This window comes from Psychrosphaera sp. B3R10 (genome assembly GCF_018861025.1).
GTDB classification, from domain to species: Bacteria; Pseudomonadota; Gammaproteobacteria; order Enterobacterales; family Alteromonadaceae; genus Psychrosphaera; species Psychrosphaera algicola.
This window is the reverse complement of record NZ_JAHKQH010000040.1, coordinates 72,424-88,819: the sequence shown is the minus strand read 5'-3', so window position 1 is coordinate 88,819 and position 16,396 is coordinate 72,424. Positions and strand designations below refer to the sequence as shown.

Here is a 16,396-nt window from a genome sequence, read left to right as displayed (position 1 = left end):
GTATCCTATCGCAATTGCGGCTCAGTCAGCAGCGTGGGTTACTTTGGCTCGCAGGCGAGGCGGATTGGACTTTAAATTGGTTATCTCGTGAATTCAATGCAATTGATAGCGACAAACCCCTTGATATTGTGCGTTTTGGTTCGCGTGAAAATAACCAAAGTACCTTCCACCAAGTTCACGATATTCGAACTAAGCAGTATAAAAAGCAATTAGGCCAAGAATCGGACATCATAATGTTTGATGCCTTTGCTGGGTTTAATCCCGATGCTTTTGGGGCATTGGCGGGCACAGTACGACGAGGTGGTTTGGTTATTCTGGTGACGCCAAGTATTGAACACTGGCCTATGTTTGCAGATCCCGAATTGAACCGAGTTTGTGTTGAACCGTTTAAATTTGACCAAATCGAACATCATTTTATCCAGCGGTTGATTACCCTTTTGACTGCCGCACCTTCGGTAATTAAGATCTTTCAATCTGAGCATTCTATAGTCGACCAACTGGCGCCAGTACGGCTTCAAAGCATTGATGTAAAAACCGATATAAACGTAAAACAAGGTTTAGATTTTGGTTGTATTACTACCGATCAAACCAACGCTGTTACATCGATATTAGCGTTAGCAAACCAAAATCAAAAACGGGCGATGGTATTAACTGCCGACCGAGGCAGGGGTAAGTCCACAAGTTTGGCGATTGCCGCTTGGCAGTTAATTGAAGCAAAGTTAAGCACTTGTTCAACGCGTAAAACGGACTTAACAATTGTTATAACGTGTCCACTTGTTGATTCTGTATCGGGATTAATGTCGCACTTTTATCACTTAGCTTGCGCAAGCCAGTCAGCAGTTGAGCGCTCAGGAAATTCGATTTATTCGAACCGTCAGTCTCCTTATGAATGGCAAGTGATGTTTGTTGCACCTGATCAACTCGCCTTGTTATTACCTGACGCAAATTATGTTTTGATAGATGAAGCTGCCGCCATTCCAATTCAAATGCTGTCGCCTGTTTTTAATCATTACAGCTGTTGTATTTTGGCTTCTACCCAACATGGTTATGAAGGCACAGGGCGCGGGTTTGAATATAAACTTAAGCCAGCGCTGCACACCTATTTTGAGACTGTCGAATACATTGAACTCAGTCAGCCAATACGATGGTCAGCACATGACAACTTAGAGCCGATTGTAAACCGCCTGTTGGCATTAGACGTTGAGTTAGCGGATATTACGGCGATACATACTCGATTAACGCCACATGTACCGGCGACAACTGGATCTGAGGCTAATGCCCTAACCCAACTCAATATTTATCCTGTTGAACAAGCAGAACTCGCTAACAATATAACGTTAACTGATCAGATATTTGCGCTGTTAGTGCATGCCCATTATCGAACATCACCTAACGACTTAAGGCTACTGTTGGACAGTCCAAATACGACCGTTTGGCTTGCCGAGGACCAAGGCGTTGTCGTTGCTGCGGCACTCGTGGCTAAAGAAGGTGAAATTGAAGGGCAGCTTGCTGAGCAGATCTGTCAGGGTCGACGTCGGCCAAGAGGCCATTTATTCCCTCAATCCTTACTTAATCACGGAGGGTTTAAACACGCCGGTAATTACCACTACAGCCGAATTGTGCGTATTGCTGTGCACCCTAAACTGCAGAGCTTTGGCATTGGCAGTAAATTAGTCTCTACAATCGAAGCATATTCGATAGCAACAGGCGTAGATTTTTTGTGTACCAGTTTTGGGTTAACAGAGAGTTTATTGCGTTTTTGGAAAAATAATCGATTTGTTGCGGCGAGGTTAGGATTAAAGCCCGAAGCCTCAACGGGTGAGCTATCGTTAATGATGTGGAAATGTCTAACTTCGGCATCAAGTGCGTTTTACAACACAGTCAATCAACGTTTTGTTGCATCATTAACGACAGAGTTAAAATTTATAGATGAACGAAAAAAATGGTTAACCGAATCTTGGTTTACGGCATTATTTGAACTCGATATTACGCAGTCAAATAAGTGCCCAGAAATCCCCCATACGTTGACAAATCAGGACATGGTGGATTTAACCTACCTGACCCAGCATTTTCGATTACCAGATAACTGCCTATTGGCGTTGTATCGCCTGACGAAACAGTCAAAAGCAAATGACCTACTTTCTGCCTGGTTTAATGACGGACTCAGCCGAGCAGAGTTGCAATCTCAGTTTGGTTTATCGTCTGACAAACAATGGCAAAGCGCAGTCCGACAGGCAGTACAATATCGAATGAATTTAATGTAGCAAACATAATGAGAAAGCACCTAGCAACTTATTGATACGTATGTATTAGGTATTTTGATTAGTTTAATTTATTTATAAGTTAATTTTCTATACAGTTGAGACGCGAAAATAGTATTTAAAGGACTAATGATGTCAATTCGAAAGAGATTAAAAGCAATAAAATTCAGTGGGTTTGCTATAGCAAGTTTATTATTGTCAGCATTTTCTGCTTACCCCCAATCGGTGTCTGTGCCATCAGAAGTGTATGGTGAGCTGCCTGAAAAAAGCCTAATCGCTATATCGCCGAGCGCTAATCGCATGGCGTATCGCACAACATCAAAAGATCGCGATTTACTTGTGGCCGTTGACATGGTTGAAGGCAAGTTACTTCAAGCGGCGTCGATCGAAAATATCAACCCGAATAATATATATTTTGTTAGTGAAAATATTGTCATTTTTGTGGCGACTAAAAATGTACGAATTGGCGGCTATCGAGGCCGACATGACTCAAGTTGGGCTTATGCGTTTAATATTGAAACTGGCAAAATCCACGCATTATTAGAGCAAGATTACGGGATATATAAAGGCCAAACGCGCTTGGGCCGAATCTTAGGTATATCCAAAGATAAAAAATACGCTTTTATGCCAGCTTATGAAAATCCAGGTTCATATAATTTGTATCGTGTTAGTTTGGAAAAGCGTCGTAAACCTCGAATCCACCAAAAAGGATCAGGGGATACTGTAGATTTTTTTGTCGGAAACGATGGCGAGGTACTCGCACGTGAACGATATAACAATAAGTCTGACCTGCACCGCATAGAAGCCCGTCACGATGATGATTGGGTCGAAATTTATCGCGAAGTGACTGACATAAGAACCAAAGGTTTTAATGGTCTAACACCGGATAAAAAGAGCTTAGTTTTTAGAACGTATAACTCAGATGGCCGTCGTGCTTATTACACTATGTCTTTAAAAGACGGTGCAATTTCAGAACCTATATTTATCCATGACAAAATGGATGTAAGTGGATTGCTAACGGATCTTACTCGCACCGTATATGGCGTATCATACTCCGGTATGACGCCAGCTTACGAATTTTTTGATCCTAAATTAAATGCTCGAATAAAAGGCATAAATAAGGCATTGCCTAACAACTGGTTTTCCATTAGAGATTACACCCCAAGCTGGGACAATATTGTATTTTATATGGATGGTGAACTTAGTTCGGGCGATTATATCCTTTATTCAAAAGGAGAAATCTCAATGTTGGCTCAACGTCGTCCCAAGATCCCTCCGGAGGCTGTGCATGCTGTAGTAGAAACCGAATTTAAAGCCAGAGATGGAATTACCATTCCGACGTTGCTCACTATGCCTAATGGCAAAGAACCGACTAATTTACCGACCATAATAATGCCCCACGGTGGACCTAAATCCCACGATACAAAAGGGTTTAATTATTTTGCTCAATTTTTTGCGTCAAAAGGTTATTTGGTTGTGCAACCGCAATTTAGAGGTAGCACAGGTTTTGGATTAAATTTTATTCGAGCTGGCAACGGTGAATGGGGTCGAAAAATGCAAGATGATCTCACGGACTCAGTCACAACTCTGGCCAAAGAAGGGCTTGTTGATGATGAACGAGTTTGCATTGTCGGTTCTAGCTATGGCGGTTATGCCGCTTTAGCCGGTGCCACATTCACGCCAGATTTATACAAGTGTGTGGTTTCAATTAATGGCGTTTCAGATATTTCAGAAATGATGGAATCGGAACGTCGTGATTATGGGTCAGATCATTGGGTTATCTCCTATTGGGAAAAAGCGATTGCCAATGGCAAATTTGATGATGATCATTTAGACCAAATATCGCCAATTAATCATGTCAAAAATGTTAAAGCGCCAATTTTACTTATCCATGGCCAATTTGATGAAGTGGTCCCTGTAGAGCAATCGAGAGAGATGGCAGATGAATTGGAAGATGAAGATAAAGATGTCACTTTAATTGAGTTGAAGGGCGGTAATCATCATTTGAGCAAAGCAGAAAATAGAATGAAAGCGATAAAAGCAATTGAAACATTTGTGGAAAAACATATATAACTAACGCAGCGCTAAACAAAATGGTGATGACATGAGAAAGTTTAATATCGGTCCGGCATTTTTAGTGACCGCGGCATTTATAGGGCCAGGCACGGTCATTACCGCAACACTCGCGGGGGCCAATTATGGTTACGCCCTTGTTTGGGCGCTATTATTTTCAGTCATTGCCACCATCATTTTACAGGGCATGACGGCAAGGTTAGGCATTATCTCCCAACGAGGATTGGCCGAGAACATTGTGGCAACAATGCCAAACAAGTACTTTAAGTGGGCGGCCAGTGGTCTCATTTTAAGCGCAGTTGTTATTGGCAATGGCGCGTATCAAGGTGGTAATATTGCTGGGGCCAGTTTAGGGCTAGAAGGGTTATTTGGTAAGCTCGGAACAGACGTTTCTTTATGGCCTTGGGTTATTGGCATAGTTGCCTTCGGCCTGTTAATTACAGGCAGCTATCGATTAATTGAGTCAGCACTTATTGCTCTTGTTTTAGTGATGAGCACGGCGTTTGTGGTAACAGCGGTTTTAGTCGGTGTCGACATTGGTCAACTGTGGTCTGGACTAACGACCTGGCAAGTGCCTAGTGGCGCGATGTTAACCGTAATTGCACTTATCGGGACAACCGTTGTGCCGTACAATTTATTTTTACATACCGCGAGTGTTGCTAAAAAATGGCATAACCCCGATGACATTAAATTAGCCAATCGTGATCTTTATTTTTCGATACCTATTGGCGGCGTGTTAAGTATCGCCATTGTTTCCACCGCAGCCACGGCATTTTTTGGACATCAAATCAATATTCAATCCGCGGCGGATATCGCTCCAGCCTTAGAACCGGTTTTTGGTAGTAGTGCAAAATGGTTGTTATCAACTGGTTTATTTTGTGCCGGAGTCAGTTCTGCGGTAACCGCTCCTCTTGCTGCTGCATTTGCATTAACAGGGTTAACAGGTAAAGCGTTTGATATTTCAGACAAGCGATTTAAGTTGGTCTGGGCAACCATACTTATTATTGGCATTATTCCCGCGAGTTTGGGTTTTAAGCCGGTATCTATAATTGTGTTTGCTCAAATTGCCAATGGCGTCATGTTGCCTTTGATTGTGTTGTTTTTACTATGGATCATGAATAGTCAATTACTTGGTATTTATAAAAATAATCGACGTCAAAATATCTTGGGTGGCTTGGTATTACTGGTGTCACTGATGCTTTCAGCAAAATCGTTATTTGGCTAAGTGCATCTGTTAAGACGCTTGTAACCCAGTTTTAAGCTCAATGGCAAGCTATGGCGGGTTACTTTTTCATGTAATGTTGTCGTTCCTGCGGCGTAAATTTCTCAATGGCATAACGGAGCATCGTGCGTGGCATGGTCTTGTGGTATTTATCTAAAAATGCCACTTCGAGCGATTTATTGCGATTCCCGATTTCTCGCAACATCCACCCCACAGCTTTATGCATTAAGTCTTCTTTGTCATGTAACAATATTTCTGCAAGCGCCAGAGTGTCTGCGTAGTCGTCTTGTTTGATAAAATACAACGTCGTGATTATGGCAATTCGACGCTGCCAAAGGTTACAGGATTGAGCTAATTCATACAGTACTGCGGTGTCTTTGCCATGGAGCTGAGGGCCTAAAATCTTATAGGCTGAACTATCGACCAAATCCCAGTTATTCACTTTCTGAGAATGTTGAATATATAGATCTGCGATGGTTTGTTTATCTGTGTCGATTTTAGATTTTTGATAACGTTCGACTAATATAAACACCGCAACCATTCGGGTTTCGTGATATTCATGATTAAGTAATTCAAATACCTTTGGAATGGTCATAGATTTACATTGTTTGGCGACGGCACGTAATGTTGCGGTTCGGATCCCATAAAAATGATCGCCCTCTCCATATTGCCCCTTTTGCGTTTTAAAAAATCGTTGAGACGTATTGGCTATTTCTGGAGAAGCTAATTCGGCTAACCTATTAACTAGAGTTTGTGTGTCGCTGATAACCATTCTATTTTGCCCTTTATGTATTATTGATAAATACGTTACTTTTTAAGCCCAAACGTAGACTTCAATACCCTTCTAAGTTCGATATTAATCTAATAAGTTAAGTCGCTTAAGCGCTAAGCACAAATAGTAATAACGGTTATTTTGTTGAGCTTGATCAACACAGACAATTTATTATTGTTTTAAAGTAGCGCCAATCGTGAAAAACAATTGGGAACTTAGAGTGCAAAACGTGTCGACATCTCATCTACCATTGATGAACAAATACAATATGAATGGCCCACGCTATACCTCTTACCCAACAGCACTTGAGTTTCAGTACGACTTCTCTAACAAAAATTTTTGTCAAGCTGTGGCACAGAGCGAAACCGACAACTTATCGATTTATATCCACATTCCATTTTGCCATAAGCTTTGTTATTACTGTGGTTGCAATAAAGTAGTGACTCGTCATAAACATAAGGCAGATATATACCTAGATTATTTAGCCAAAGAAATCGAAAGCCGGGCAAGTTTATTTCAAGATCACAAAGTCGTGCAAATTCATTTCGGAGGCGGAACTCCCAGTTTTTTATCAAAAGCGCAATTTTCACGGATTATCGCACTTCTCAATACACAATTTGAGTTCGACCAAAAGTGGGAAATGAGCATTGAAATCGATCCGCGAGAAATCGAATTGGATTATTTAGACCATTTGTATTCCCTTGGATTTACTCGTTTGAGTTTTGGTGTTCAAGATACCAATCTGCAAGTACAAGAAGCCATTAATCGGGTGCAGGATTTAACATTTATTAAAAGTTTACTGCGTCGCGCAAGAGATCTTGGTTTTTGTTCAATTAATCTAGACGTGATATATGGGTTGCCGCATCAATCGCCTGTGTTATTTGAGAAAACATTAAATGATATTTTAGACTGTGATCCTGACCGAATCTCACTGTTTAGTTATGCTCATATGCCGTCTCGTTTCGCCGCTCAACGAAAGATCAAAGATGAATGGTTACCAACGCCAGACGTTAAAATGTCATTAATGTTGCGAGCATTGGATGTGTTTGTCGAAAAAGGATATATCGCAATAGGTATGGATCATTTTGCCAAACCAAATGACGATTTAGCACAGGCGCAACAATCTGGGCAATTGCATCGAAATTTTCAGGGATATACCACGTTAGGCAGCAGTGACTTACTAGGGCTTGGAGTGTCCTCGATAAGTTCAATAGGGAATAGTTTTAGCCAGAATTATAAGTCGTTAACAGACTATTATGCCTCTATTGATACATACAAAAATGCCGTTGAAAAAGGGTTGTGGCTAAGTCGAGATGACCAAATTCGAGGCGATGTGATTAAAACGTTAATGTGTAATTTTTTGGTTAATATTTCAGATATCGAAAAACGATGGCAAATTGATTTTAAAACCTACTTTGAAAACGAATTAAATGCACTCGATCCTATGATAAAAGACCATATGCTTCAGCTAGAAGAAAACCACATTCGAGTTACTCAAAGCGGAAAGTTATTTGTACGTACAATCTGTATGACGTTCGATAAGTACATGGCGGCTCAACTCAATCAACAACGTTTTTCCCGCATAATTTAACGGGTCAGAACCACCTTTATTTCGTTCTCGCTAGAGTTGCCCAACCTCTGGTTTTTGAAAGTGGTTCTGTCCCTTTAATTCTTTGATATAGCTAACGACTTTTTGTGTCCGACAAGGCACAATAGTCTTATTCTAATTTCTCAAAAGTGAACAACCGAGTGCTTGAGCAATTTATCCCGTATTTACCCGCATTTTTGGGCGGTGTTGTAGTCTTTGTATTGCTGATACTTTTGGTGACGAGCCGAATTAAAATGGCGCAACAACAAATGCATGCCGAACAATTACAGCGGCATTTGATAGAAAAAGACGCACAAATAGAGGCGATAAAAAGCGAACTGGCACAACAAACCAATTCAGTTTTAAACTTTCAGACGCAAACCAACCTAGCTCGGCAGGAAGTCGCTAAACTGCAAGCTGATAATCAAGGTTTACTAACGCGTATTTCTGAGCGCGATGAGCAATTGGTTATTGCCAATCAACAGCATAAAGAATCAGCGGTGCAATTGCACAGGATGCAAGGGATCCAACTTGAGTTGTCGAATGAACTGACCGAGTTGAGAACAAATTTAAGTGCTAAAGAAGATCAATTTGAACAGCAGAAAAAAGACATCGAAGCGCAAAAAGGCCAGCTCAAAATGGAATTTTCTAACCTGGCTAATCAGATCTTAGAAGAAAAAGGTAAATCCTTTAGTCTGTCGAATAAATCAGAACTTGATGCCATTCTCCGTCCGTTTAAAGAACAAGTCGAAGGCTTTCAAAAGCGGGTTAATGAAGTGCACTCCGAGTCCGTCAAAGGTCAGGCTAATTTGGCCTCTGAGTTGAAAAAAGTACTCGACGTTGGGGTGCAAATGTCTGACGAGGCAAATAACCTTGCAACAGCACTGAAAGGTGAGAAAAAGACGGCGGGTAACTGGGGAGAGATTCAACTTGAGCGCACCTTACAACTCGCGGGTTTAGTCAAAGGCGATCATTACGATAGTCAGGAAAAATTTGTCGACGCGGAAGGTCAACGTCGTTTGCCTGATTTTGTGATCAAATTGCCAGATAATAAACATATTGTTATCGACAGCAAAGTTTCCTTAGTCGCCTATGACCGCGCTATTTCCGCTAAAACCGATGCTGAAACTCAAGTGGCCCTTGATGAACATGTCGGCGCCGTTAAAAATCATATCGACGATTTAACTAAAAAAGATTATGCCAATTTAATCGGCATGCGCAGTCCGAGCTTTGTATTGATGTTTATGCCAATTGAACCCGCATACATAGAGGCGTTAAAGCACAACAAAGATATGTTTACTTACGGATACGAACGCAATGTCATCCTAGTATCACACACAACCTTGATGCCAATTTTAAAAACTGTTGCTAATTTGTGGCGGATAGAACAAGGCAACCAAGAAGCTCGTGAAATTAGTGAACGAGCCGGAGAGATATACAATCAAGTCTGTTTAGTTGCCGAACGTTTGCAAAAACTTGGCCGCACGCTGGATACCGTTGGCAAACAATACAATGATACGGTTAAGGGACTCGCTGGAAAACAAGGCCTAGCGGGCAAAGTGGAACGTTTTAGTCGTTTGTCGAATAAAGTCTCCAAATCGATGCCTAAGATTGAGCCAAGCCATATTGATGTCGAACATGAACGATTGGATTTGATCGCAGAACCCGTAAACAACCCTGATTTTTCATCAGCGCCTGAACCTGAAGATGAAAAACTGGCCGAACATACTACCGCCGTTTTAGAGGCGGACGACAATAAAGCAACAACGTCAAAATAATAATACTCATCAAAAGAACGGAAAAAAAAAGTGAGAACACCTGTAAAATTTAGACTGATTTATGTGGTCGTCGCTATTGTAAGTTATTGGCTTGGCAGTCAACTCATGCCTGACCATGTTATGGCGTTTACCGGCGATTGGTCGTTAATATTAGCCGATGGGGCGTGGCAAAAAGTGCTGGGAATATCAGCTTGGTACTTCGCTTTATTACCAATACTGTATTGGTTCTGGGTGATCCAAATAGGCAAGCAAGCTAAGTGGAAAATAATCGTTTCATTGTCGTTAAGCAGTTTGATTGCTCGGTATACTTATCCGGCAAATTTAGCGGAATATTTTGAATTTATAACTTGGCTACGTTATCCAATTATTGCTGTATTGTTGGTCATCGAACTTTACCTATTGGTCACGATTATAAAAGCATTGTGGCAGGCAAGAAGTTTGACTGGTGATCCACGGATCCATATGTTGAGCAAATATGATACAGACGAAGCGCGAAATTCCACGTCTAAAGCGTCTACTCAAATGGACTTGGCCGTGACTTTGGCGCATGAACCAGCAAGTTGGTATTATGCGATCCCACGATTTTCTCGACGTCATACTGCCGCCCTTGCCAATATTAAACTGAGATCAGCTAGTCGATGGTATTTTGCGCTAACTGTGATTGGAACATCGTTAGCAACCGTTGTAAGCTATTTGTGGTTATATGAATGGAGCGAACTGGTTGCTGCTTTTGTTGCAACATTTATCTTTTACCTGTTGGTCATGTTTGTCGCGAATTACCGTGTGAGCCGATATTACTCACTCTATGAATTTGACGATAAAGTGATTGTTAATAACTCGTGGTGGGGATTCTGCGTCATTAGCAAAGCCGATATTCAGTCGGTCGAAACAGGAAACTGGCACAAAGCTGATGACAAAGAGCAAGTTTATATTGGTGCACAGCCTGCTAATGTTAAGTTGTCATTTAGTACGCCACAACTTTACCTTAGTGGTATGGCGATGATAAAAGACGAGGTATCCACATTATATTTAAATGTTGATACACCGGAAGAACTCGCGATTGCACTTAGACAATTTGAACAAACACGATAGGTCACTTAAATGAAAAAATTACTTAGTATATTGGTATTGGCTAACGTTCTTATGATTAGCCCGACGTTTGCCCACGCTAAAATGTCTTATTCACCTGCACCGCTTGTTTCAATTGCCACTCAAGATGCGTTTTTTAATCAAATAAAACAACTTTGCGGTCAATCTTTTGTTGGCCAAGTAACGGTGGATAACGCCGGACCAAGTAGTTTTAGTGAAGAAAAATTGGTGATGCATGTTAGAAAATGCACTGACTCGGAACTGCAAATTCCATTTCATGTTGGCGAAGACGCATCACGTACTTGGATTATCACTAAAACGGGTTCTGGATTGTCGCTAAAGCATGATCATCGTCATGACGACGGTAGTCATGACAAGTCGACGATGTATGGTGGACATACGGTTGATGCTGGTTGGGATAATGTGCAATCGTTCCCTGCAGATCAGTACTCAAAAGAACTGTTTGTTGAACTTGGCATTCCACAATCGGTAGGCAATACATGGCAAATGTTTGTATACCCAGATAAATTTAGTTACCGATTGATCAGACAAGGGCGCGAGTTTCGAGTCGATTTTGATTTAACATCGCGAATCATTAATCCACCAGCTCCCTGGGGATATAGTGACAAAACCCATAATTAGCGCAGGACAAAAACGTGCAAAGTGATCTCTTTAAACTCAGACGTAAATTTATTGTTCGCATCGGTAAGATGCTTCATAAATACGGTACTCCGGTCTATCGCCTAGAAGCGCATTTGATGGAATTGGCCCATGCGCTTGAGTTGCGCTCCGCATTTATTGTTTCTCCCACCTCTATGACATTTGTGTTGTGGACAGAAGGACATGAGGACGAATATACCCATGCAGCGCGTGTGGCACCTGGTGATTTGGATATGGGCAGTTTGTCTCGCACCGATGAAGTTGTTGAGCAGGTATTAAATAAAACTCTGTCAATCGAAGAAGCTTCGTTACGCCTTGATGAAATCGACAATATGCCAAATCCCTATGGCAAGGTTGCTACTGGCATTTCTTATTGGATGGCCAGTGCCGCATTTTCAATGATCATGGTCAGTAGTGTTCGAGATGTGATCTGGGCAGGTTTATTGGGCATAGTGGTTTATGTGTTTGTCCTGTGGTCGGGTCGTTCCAAAGGCATCACTAATATGCTAGAGCCGTTGGTTGCTATGGTGTCTGCAATTTTAGCGTGTGCAATTTCCAGTTATGTCGATCCGAGTATTGATATACGTAAGGTCGTGTTGTCGTCGATTATTGTGTTTATACCAGGACTCGCATTAACCATAGGGCTCGCAGAGTTGTCAGAGCGCCATTTAGTGTCGGGCACAGCCAAGATCATGGATGCGATGATGATGCTCTTTAAACTGTATTTTGGTGCTTTTTTAGGTCTCGAAATTGGTTTTTGGTTATTTGGCGAAGTGCCATTCCAACCTCGAGCGGTATTACCTGCGTGGACGGCGTGGATTGCTATTGCGGCGTTAACCACTTCACTAATTATTGCATTTAGAACAAGACGCAGGCACATTCTTTGGTCATTTGCCGTTGGCTTTATTGCTTTTGGTACAAGTAACTTTGGGGCCTCATATTTCGACTATGCCATGGGCGCATTTTTAGGTGCTTTTGTTGTTGGGGTATATGGCAATATATTTACGCGAGTCGCTAAGGCACCTGCGGTTATTGTGGGTATGCCTGGCTTGATTGTTTTGGTCCCTGGGAGCAAAACGTTTATTGGCTTAAATGCTTATATTGCAGGTAGTGGTTTTGATTACGGTGACCATGCAATGCAGCAGTCGCTCGTTATCTTTATGTCGCTTGTGGCGGGATTAATCTTCGCTAACTCAGCATTGCCACCTCGAAAAAGTTTGTGATTTTTTGATGTCAGTCGCATTGTTTCTTTTTATAGAGTTTGGAAGATCCTGTAATTTAAAGTAATTATTCCAATACGAGTTAAAAATAAACCAACTGAACAATTATTGTTCGGTTGGTTTTTTTTTGTTCAAATTAAATTTGCACTTGTTTCACAAAGGGTATAGGTTATTTTTGTTGGATAAAAAATCAGCGATAAAATAATAAAAAATCAACAGGTGTCACAGTACAAATTGGACACGGACAAAATAATAATTAATAGATGAAATCAAATTTTCGGGGAATAAAAAAACGGTCTAGTGTTAAATACACAGTCGGTTTTTGTACTGGTTTGGGTTGTACAGTCTCCTCTTAAGTTTGACCATAATTGGGAGGATACTGAGTGACTGCTAAGCAATCTAGTTGGCTGTTGTCAGCTGCCGTATTTGCTAATAATGCTGTAGCCGAAGAAATGCCGCTTAACCTTACAAAAGGTGTGACTGAGATTAGTCGTAATGTTTACGACTTACACATGATCATTTTTTACATATGTTGCGTCATTGGTGCAGTGGTATTCGGGATCATGTTTTGGTCGATGTTATACCACCGCAAATCGAAAGGGGTTGCCCCCGCTAATTTCCACGAAAGCACAAAAGTTGAGATACTCTGGACGGCTATTCCGTTTGTTATTTTGATTGCGATGGCTTTTCCTGCTACTAAAACCTTAATCGCAATGGAAGACACTTCCAAAGCGGATTTAACGGTGCAAGTCACAGGTTCCCAGTGGAAATGGCATTACAAATATTTTGACCACGAGTTAGAATATTACAGCTTGTTAGCCACCACGAAAGACGAAATTTACGATAAACGTGAAAAATCCGTTAATTACCTCCTAGAAGTTGACCGCCCTCTTGTCATTCCTACTGGTCAAAAAGTTCGTTTCCTTATCACCTCTGACGACGTAATCCATTCTTGGTGGGTTCCTGAATTTGCTATCAAAAAAGATGCAAACCCAGGTTTCATCAATGAAGCGTGGACTCGTGTCGATGTCCCTGGCATTTATCGCGGCCAATGTGCTGAATTATGTGGTAAAGACCACGGGTTCATGCCGGTTGTGGTTATTGCTAAAGAGCCAGCTGAATTTGATAAGTGGGTTAGCGAGCAAGTTGAGATTGCTAAAAAAGCCAAAGAAGAAGAGCAAAAGTTGTTAGCGATGAATATGTCGTTTGACGAACTTATGGCTCATGGTGAAAAAGCCTACAACGCAAATTGTGCAGCATGTCACCAACCAAACGGTCAAGGTATCCCTGGAGTTTTCCCAGCGCTTAAAGGCAGTGCAATTGCCATAGGTGACCTTGGTGCTCATATCGATATTGTTGTTAACGGTAAGCCGGGCACAGCAATGCAAGGGTATGGCAAACAACTTGGTTTGAAAGACTTAGCGGCGATTATTACCTATGAGCGTAATGCTTGGGGTAATAGCACGGGAGACGCGGTTCAAGCGGCTGAAGTTATCAAATATATGTCTGGACAATAGGAGGCGTTACAATGAGTACTACTGAAAACAATGCAGTCGATTCGAATCATCATGCAGATGATCATCATCACGGCGCGCCTAAAGGCATAAAACGTTGGTTTCTAACAACCAATCACAAAGACATCGGTTCAATGTACCTGATCTTCTCACTGGTGATGTTTTTCATCGGCGGTGCGATGGCAATGGTTATTCGTGCAGAATTGTTTCAACCAGGTTTGCAAATAGTTGAACCAGACTTTTTTAACCAAATGACGACCGTTCACGGTTTGATTATGGTCTTTGGTGCGGTAATGCCGGCGTTTGTTGGCTTAGCGAACTGGATGGTTCCAATGATGATTGGTGCGCCTGATATGGCCCTACCACGCATGAATAACTGGAGCTTTTGGATTTTACCTTTTGCGTTTTTGATCTTGTTATCGTCATTGTTTATGGAAGGTGGCGGTCCTAACTTCGGTTGGACATTCTACGCGCCACTATCAACAACATTTAGTAATGACAGCACCGCGTTTTTTGTTTTCTCTGTTCATATCATGGGGATCTCGTCAATTATGGGGGCGATTAATGTCATCGTCACTATTGTTAACTTACGAGCGCCAGGTATGACTTACATGAAGATGCCGTTGTTTGTTTGGACATGGTTAATCACTGCGTTTCTATTGATTGCGGTTATGCCTGTACTTGCCGGTGCGGTCACTATGGTGTTAACTGATAAATACTTTGCTACGTCCTTCTTTGACGCAGCAGGGGGCGGCGATCCGGTTATGTTCCAGCATATATTCTGGTTCTTTGGACACCCTGAAGTTTACATCATGATCTTGCCTGCTTTTGGTATTGTGTCACAAATCGTACCGACGTTTAGCCGCAAAAAACTGTTTGGTTATTCATCAATGGTTTATGCCACCGCGTCAATCGCATTATTGTCGTTTGTCGTTTGGGCGCACCATATGTTTACCACAGGAATGCCACTCGCGGGCGAACTGTTCTTTATGTACTGTACCATGCTGATATCGGTGCCAACTGGGGTGAAAGTCTTTAACTGGGTTGCAACTATGTGGCGCGGCGCACTGACTTTTGAAGTCCCCATGATGTTCTCAATCGCCTTTATTGTCTTATTTACGATAGGTGGGTTTTCAGGACTTATGTTGGCCATTACCCCAGTGGATTTCCAATACCATGATACCTATTTTGTAGTTGCTCACTTCCACTATGTATTAGTGACAGGTGCGATATTCTCCATTATGGCAGGTGCGTATTATTGGTTGCCTAAGTGGACTGGGCATATGTTTGATATCGGTCTTGCTAAAGCGCATTTCTGGTTGTCACTTATCTCAGTGAACGTGTTGTTTTTCCCAATGCACTTTGTTGGACTAGCGGGTATGCCTCGTCGTATTCCTGACTACGCAACGCAATTTGCTGACTTTAACGCCATTATCAGTATTGGTGGATTTGCCTTCGGTTTATCTCAAATATTGTTTGTAGTGGTTGTTTATAAATGTATTAAAGGTGGCGATAAAGTGTCTGACCAAGTTTGGGAAGGGGCTGAAGGTTTAGAGTGGGAGGTTGCTTCACCTGCGCCTTATCATACATTCTCAACACCACCTGAGATTAAGTAGTCGAGTCGCGTAATGGAAAATAATTCGCCAAAAAATAACAATAAAATTGTTAAGAAATTAGTCTTAACAGTGGCATTGATGTTTGGATTTGGTTTTGCCTTAGTCCCGCTATATGACGTGTTTTGCGACATCACGGGCCTCAACGGTAAAACCAGTAATACGGCGGCTGTTACATCGGATTTTGTCGATACGTCGCGCACAATTACGGTGGAATTCATTGCTCGTACTCAAGGCAGCTTACCTTGGGACTTTCGTCCAGAAGTTAAACGGATAGAAGTTCACCCAGGTGAAATGCACGAACTTAATTTTATTGTAAAAAATAAGTCAGTAAACGACATGGTTGTGCAGGCTGTACCTTCGGTAAGTCCGGGTATAGCTGCAGCCTATTTCAACAAAATCGAGTGTTTTTGTTTTAATCGTCAACCGCTAGAAAAAGGTGAAACCGCAGATTTAGGTTTGCAGTTTTATATCGACAATGCGTTACCTGAAGAATATAAAATCGTAACCTTGTCCTATACCCTTTTTGATATCAGCGAAAAAATTGAGCATGACGAATTTGAACAATTGTTTGCTGGTGACACGTTAAGTGCACCATAGGGGACA

At 41.7% G+C, this 16,396-nt stretch carries 12 protein-coding genes; 11 read left to right on the top strand and 1 reads right to left on the bottom strand.

What is annotated here, in order from left to right:
• Nucleotides 1–14: 14 nt before the first annotated feature.
• The 3 genes from KO525_RS14185 to KO525_RS14175 all read left to right on the top strand — a co-directional run bounded on the left by KO525_RS14185 (nucleotide 15) and on the right by KO525_RS14175 (nucleotide 5,559).
• On the top strand, nucleotides 15–2,264 hold the full coding sequence (locus KO525_RS14185) for a GNAT family N-acetyltransferase (protein ID WP_215964485.1): 2,250 nt from the start codon (nucleotides 15–17) through the stop codon (nucleotides 2,262–2,264).
• A 129-nt stretch (nucleotides 2,265–2,393) separates the two neighbouring features.
• A complete protein-coding gene (locus KO525_RS14180) occupies nucleotides 2,394–4,334 on the top strand; it encodes a S9 family peptidase (protein ID WP_215964484.1) in 1,941 nt (646 codons plus the stop codon).
• Nucleotides 4,335–4,365: 31 nt separating this feature from the next.
• Entirely contained in the window at nucleotides 4,366–5,559 is a 1,194-nt protein-coding gene (locus KO525_RS14175) for an NRAMP family divalent metal transporter (protein ID WP_215964483.1), read from the top strand.
• Nucleotides 5,560–5,617: 58 nt separating this feature from the next.
• Here KO525_RS14175 and KO525_RS14170 read toward each other — a convergent pair whose 3' ends face one another.
• A complete protein-coding gene (locus tag KO525_RS14170; protein ID WP_215964482.1) occupies nucleotides 5,618–6,328 on the bottom strand; it encodes a DNA alkylation repair protein in 711 nt (236 codons plus the stop codon).
• A 250-nt stretch (nucleotides 6,329–6,578) separates the two neighbouring features.
• On the opposite strand from KO525_RS14170, the gene hemN reads away from it, so the two are divergent.
• From hemN to KO525_RS14130, 8 genes are all read left to right on the top strand, one after another.
• Nucleotides 6,579–7,919, top strand: a complete 1,341-nt coding sequence (gene hemN, locus KO525_RS14165; RefSeq protein ID WP_215964618.1) for an oxygen-independent coproporphyrinogen III oxidase — start codon at nucleotides 6,579–6,581, stop codon at nucleotides 7,917–7,919.
• A 158-nt stretch (nucleotides 7,920–8,077) separates the two neighbouring features.
• On the top strand, nucleotides 8,078–9,694 hold the full coding sequence (rmuC, locus tag KO525_RS14160; RefSeq protein ID WP_215964481.1) for a DNA recombination protein RmuC: 1,617 nt from the start codon (nucleotides 8,078–8,080) through the stop codon (nucleotides 9,692–9,694).
• 30 nt (nucleotides 9,695–9,724) lie between these two features.
• Nucleotides 9,725–10,786: a hypothetical protein gene (locus KO525_RS14155; RefSeq protein ID WP_215964480.1), complete on the top strand. Its 1,062-nt coding sequence runs from the start codon at nucleotides 9,725–9,727 to the stop codon at nucleotides 10,784–10,786.
• Between the two features lie 51 nt (nucleotides 10,787–10,837).
• Nucleotides 10,838–11,425: a hypothetical protein gene (locus KO525_RS14150; RefSeq protein ID WP_215964617.1), complete on the top strand. Its 588-nt coding sequence runs from the start codon at nucleotides 10,838–10,840 to the stop codon at nucleotides 11,423–11,425.
• A gap of 14 nt (nucleotides 11,426–11,439) precedes the next feature.
• Entirely contained in the window at nucleotides 11,440–12,666 is a 1,227-nt protein-coding gene (locus KO525_RS14145; RefSeq protein ID WP_215964479.1) for a threonine/serine exporter ThrE family protein, read from the top strand.
• Nucleotides 12,667–13,115: 449 nt separating this feature from the next.
• Nucleotides 13,116–14,180: a cytochrome c oxidase subunit II gene (gene coxB / locus KO525_RS14140; RefSeq protein ID WP_215964616.1), complete on the top strand. Its 1,065-nt coding sequence runs from the start codon at nucleotides 13,116–13,118 to the stop codon at nucleotides 14,178–14,180.
• Nucleotides 14,181–14,191: 11 nt separating this feature from the next.
• Nucleotides 14,192–15,793 carry a cytochrome c oxidase subunit I gene (gene ctaD, locus KO525_RS14135; protein ID WP_215964478.1) on the top strand — a complete coding sequence of 534 codons (1,602 nt, stop codon included), beginning with the start codon at nucleotides 14,192–14,194 and terminating at the stop codon, nucleotides 15,791–15,793.
• A 12-nt stretch (nucleotides 15,794–15,805) separates the two neighbouring features.
• The gene (locus tag KO525_RS14130; RefSeq protein WP_215964477.1) at nucleotides 15,806–16,390 is read left to right on the top strand and encodes a cytochrome c oxidase assembly protein; all 585 of its coding nucleotides are present in this window, start codon (nucleotides 15,806–15,808) and stop codon (nucleotides 16,388–16,390) included.
• Nucleotides 16,391–16,396: the final 6 nt, after the last annotated feature.

Coding starts and splice junctions, on each gene's coding strand:
- KO525_RS14130 (WP_215964477.1), top strand. CDS start 15,806: ATGGAAAATAATTCGCCAAAAAATAACAATAAAATTGTTAAGAAATTA.
- KO525_RS14180 (WP_215964484.1), top strand. CDS start 2,394: ATGTCAATTCGAAAGAGATTAAAAGCAATAAAATTCAGTGGGTTTGCT.
- coxB (WP_215964616.1), top strand. CDS start 13,116: ATGCCGCTTAACCTTACAAAAGGTGTGACTGAGATTAGTCGTAATGTT.
- ctaD (WP_215964478.1), top strand. CDS start 14,192: ATGAGTACTACTGAAAACAATGCAGTCGATTCGAATCATCATGCAGAT.
- KO525_RS14170 (WP_215964482.1), bottom strand. CDS start 6,328: ATGGTTATCAGCGACACACAAACTCTAGTTAATAGGTTAGCCGAATTA.
- KO525_RS14150 (WP_215964617.1), top strand. CDS start 10,838: ATGATTAGCCCGACGTTTGCCCACGCTAAAATGTCTTATTCACCTGCA.
- KO525_RS14175 (WP_215964483.1), top strand. CDS start 4,366: ATGAGAAAGTTTAATATCGGTCCGGCATTTTTAGTGACCGCGGCATTT.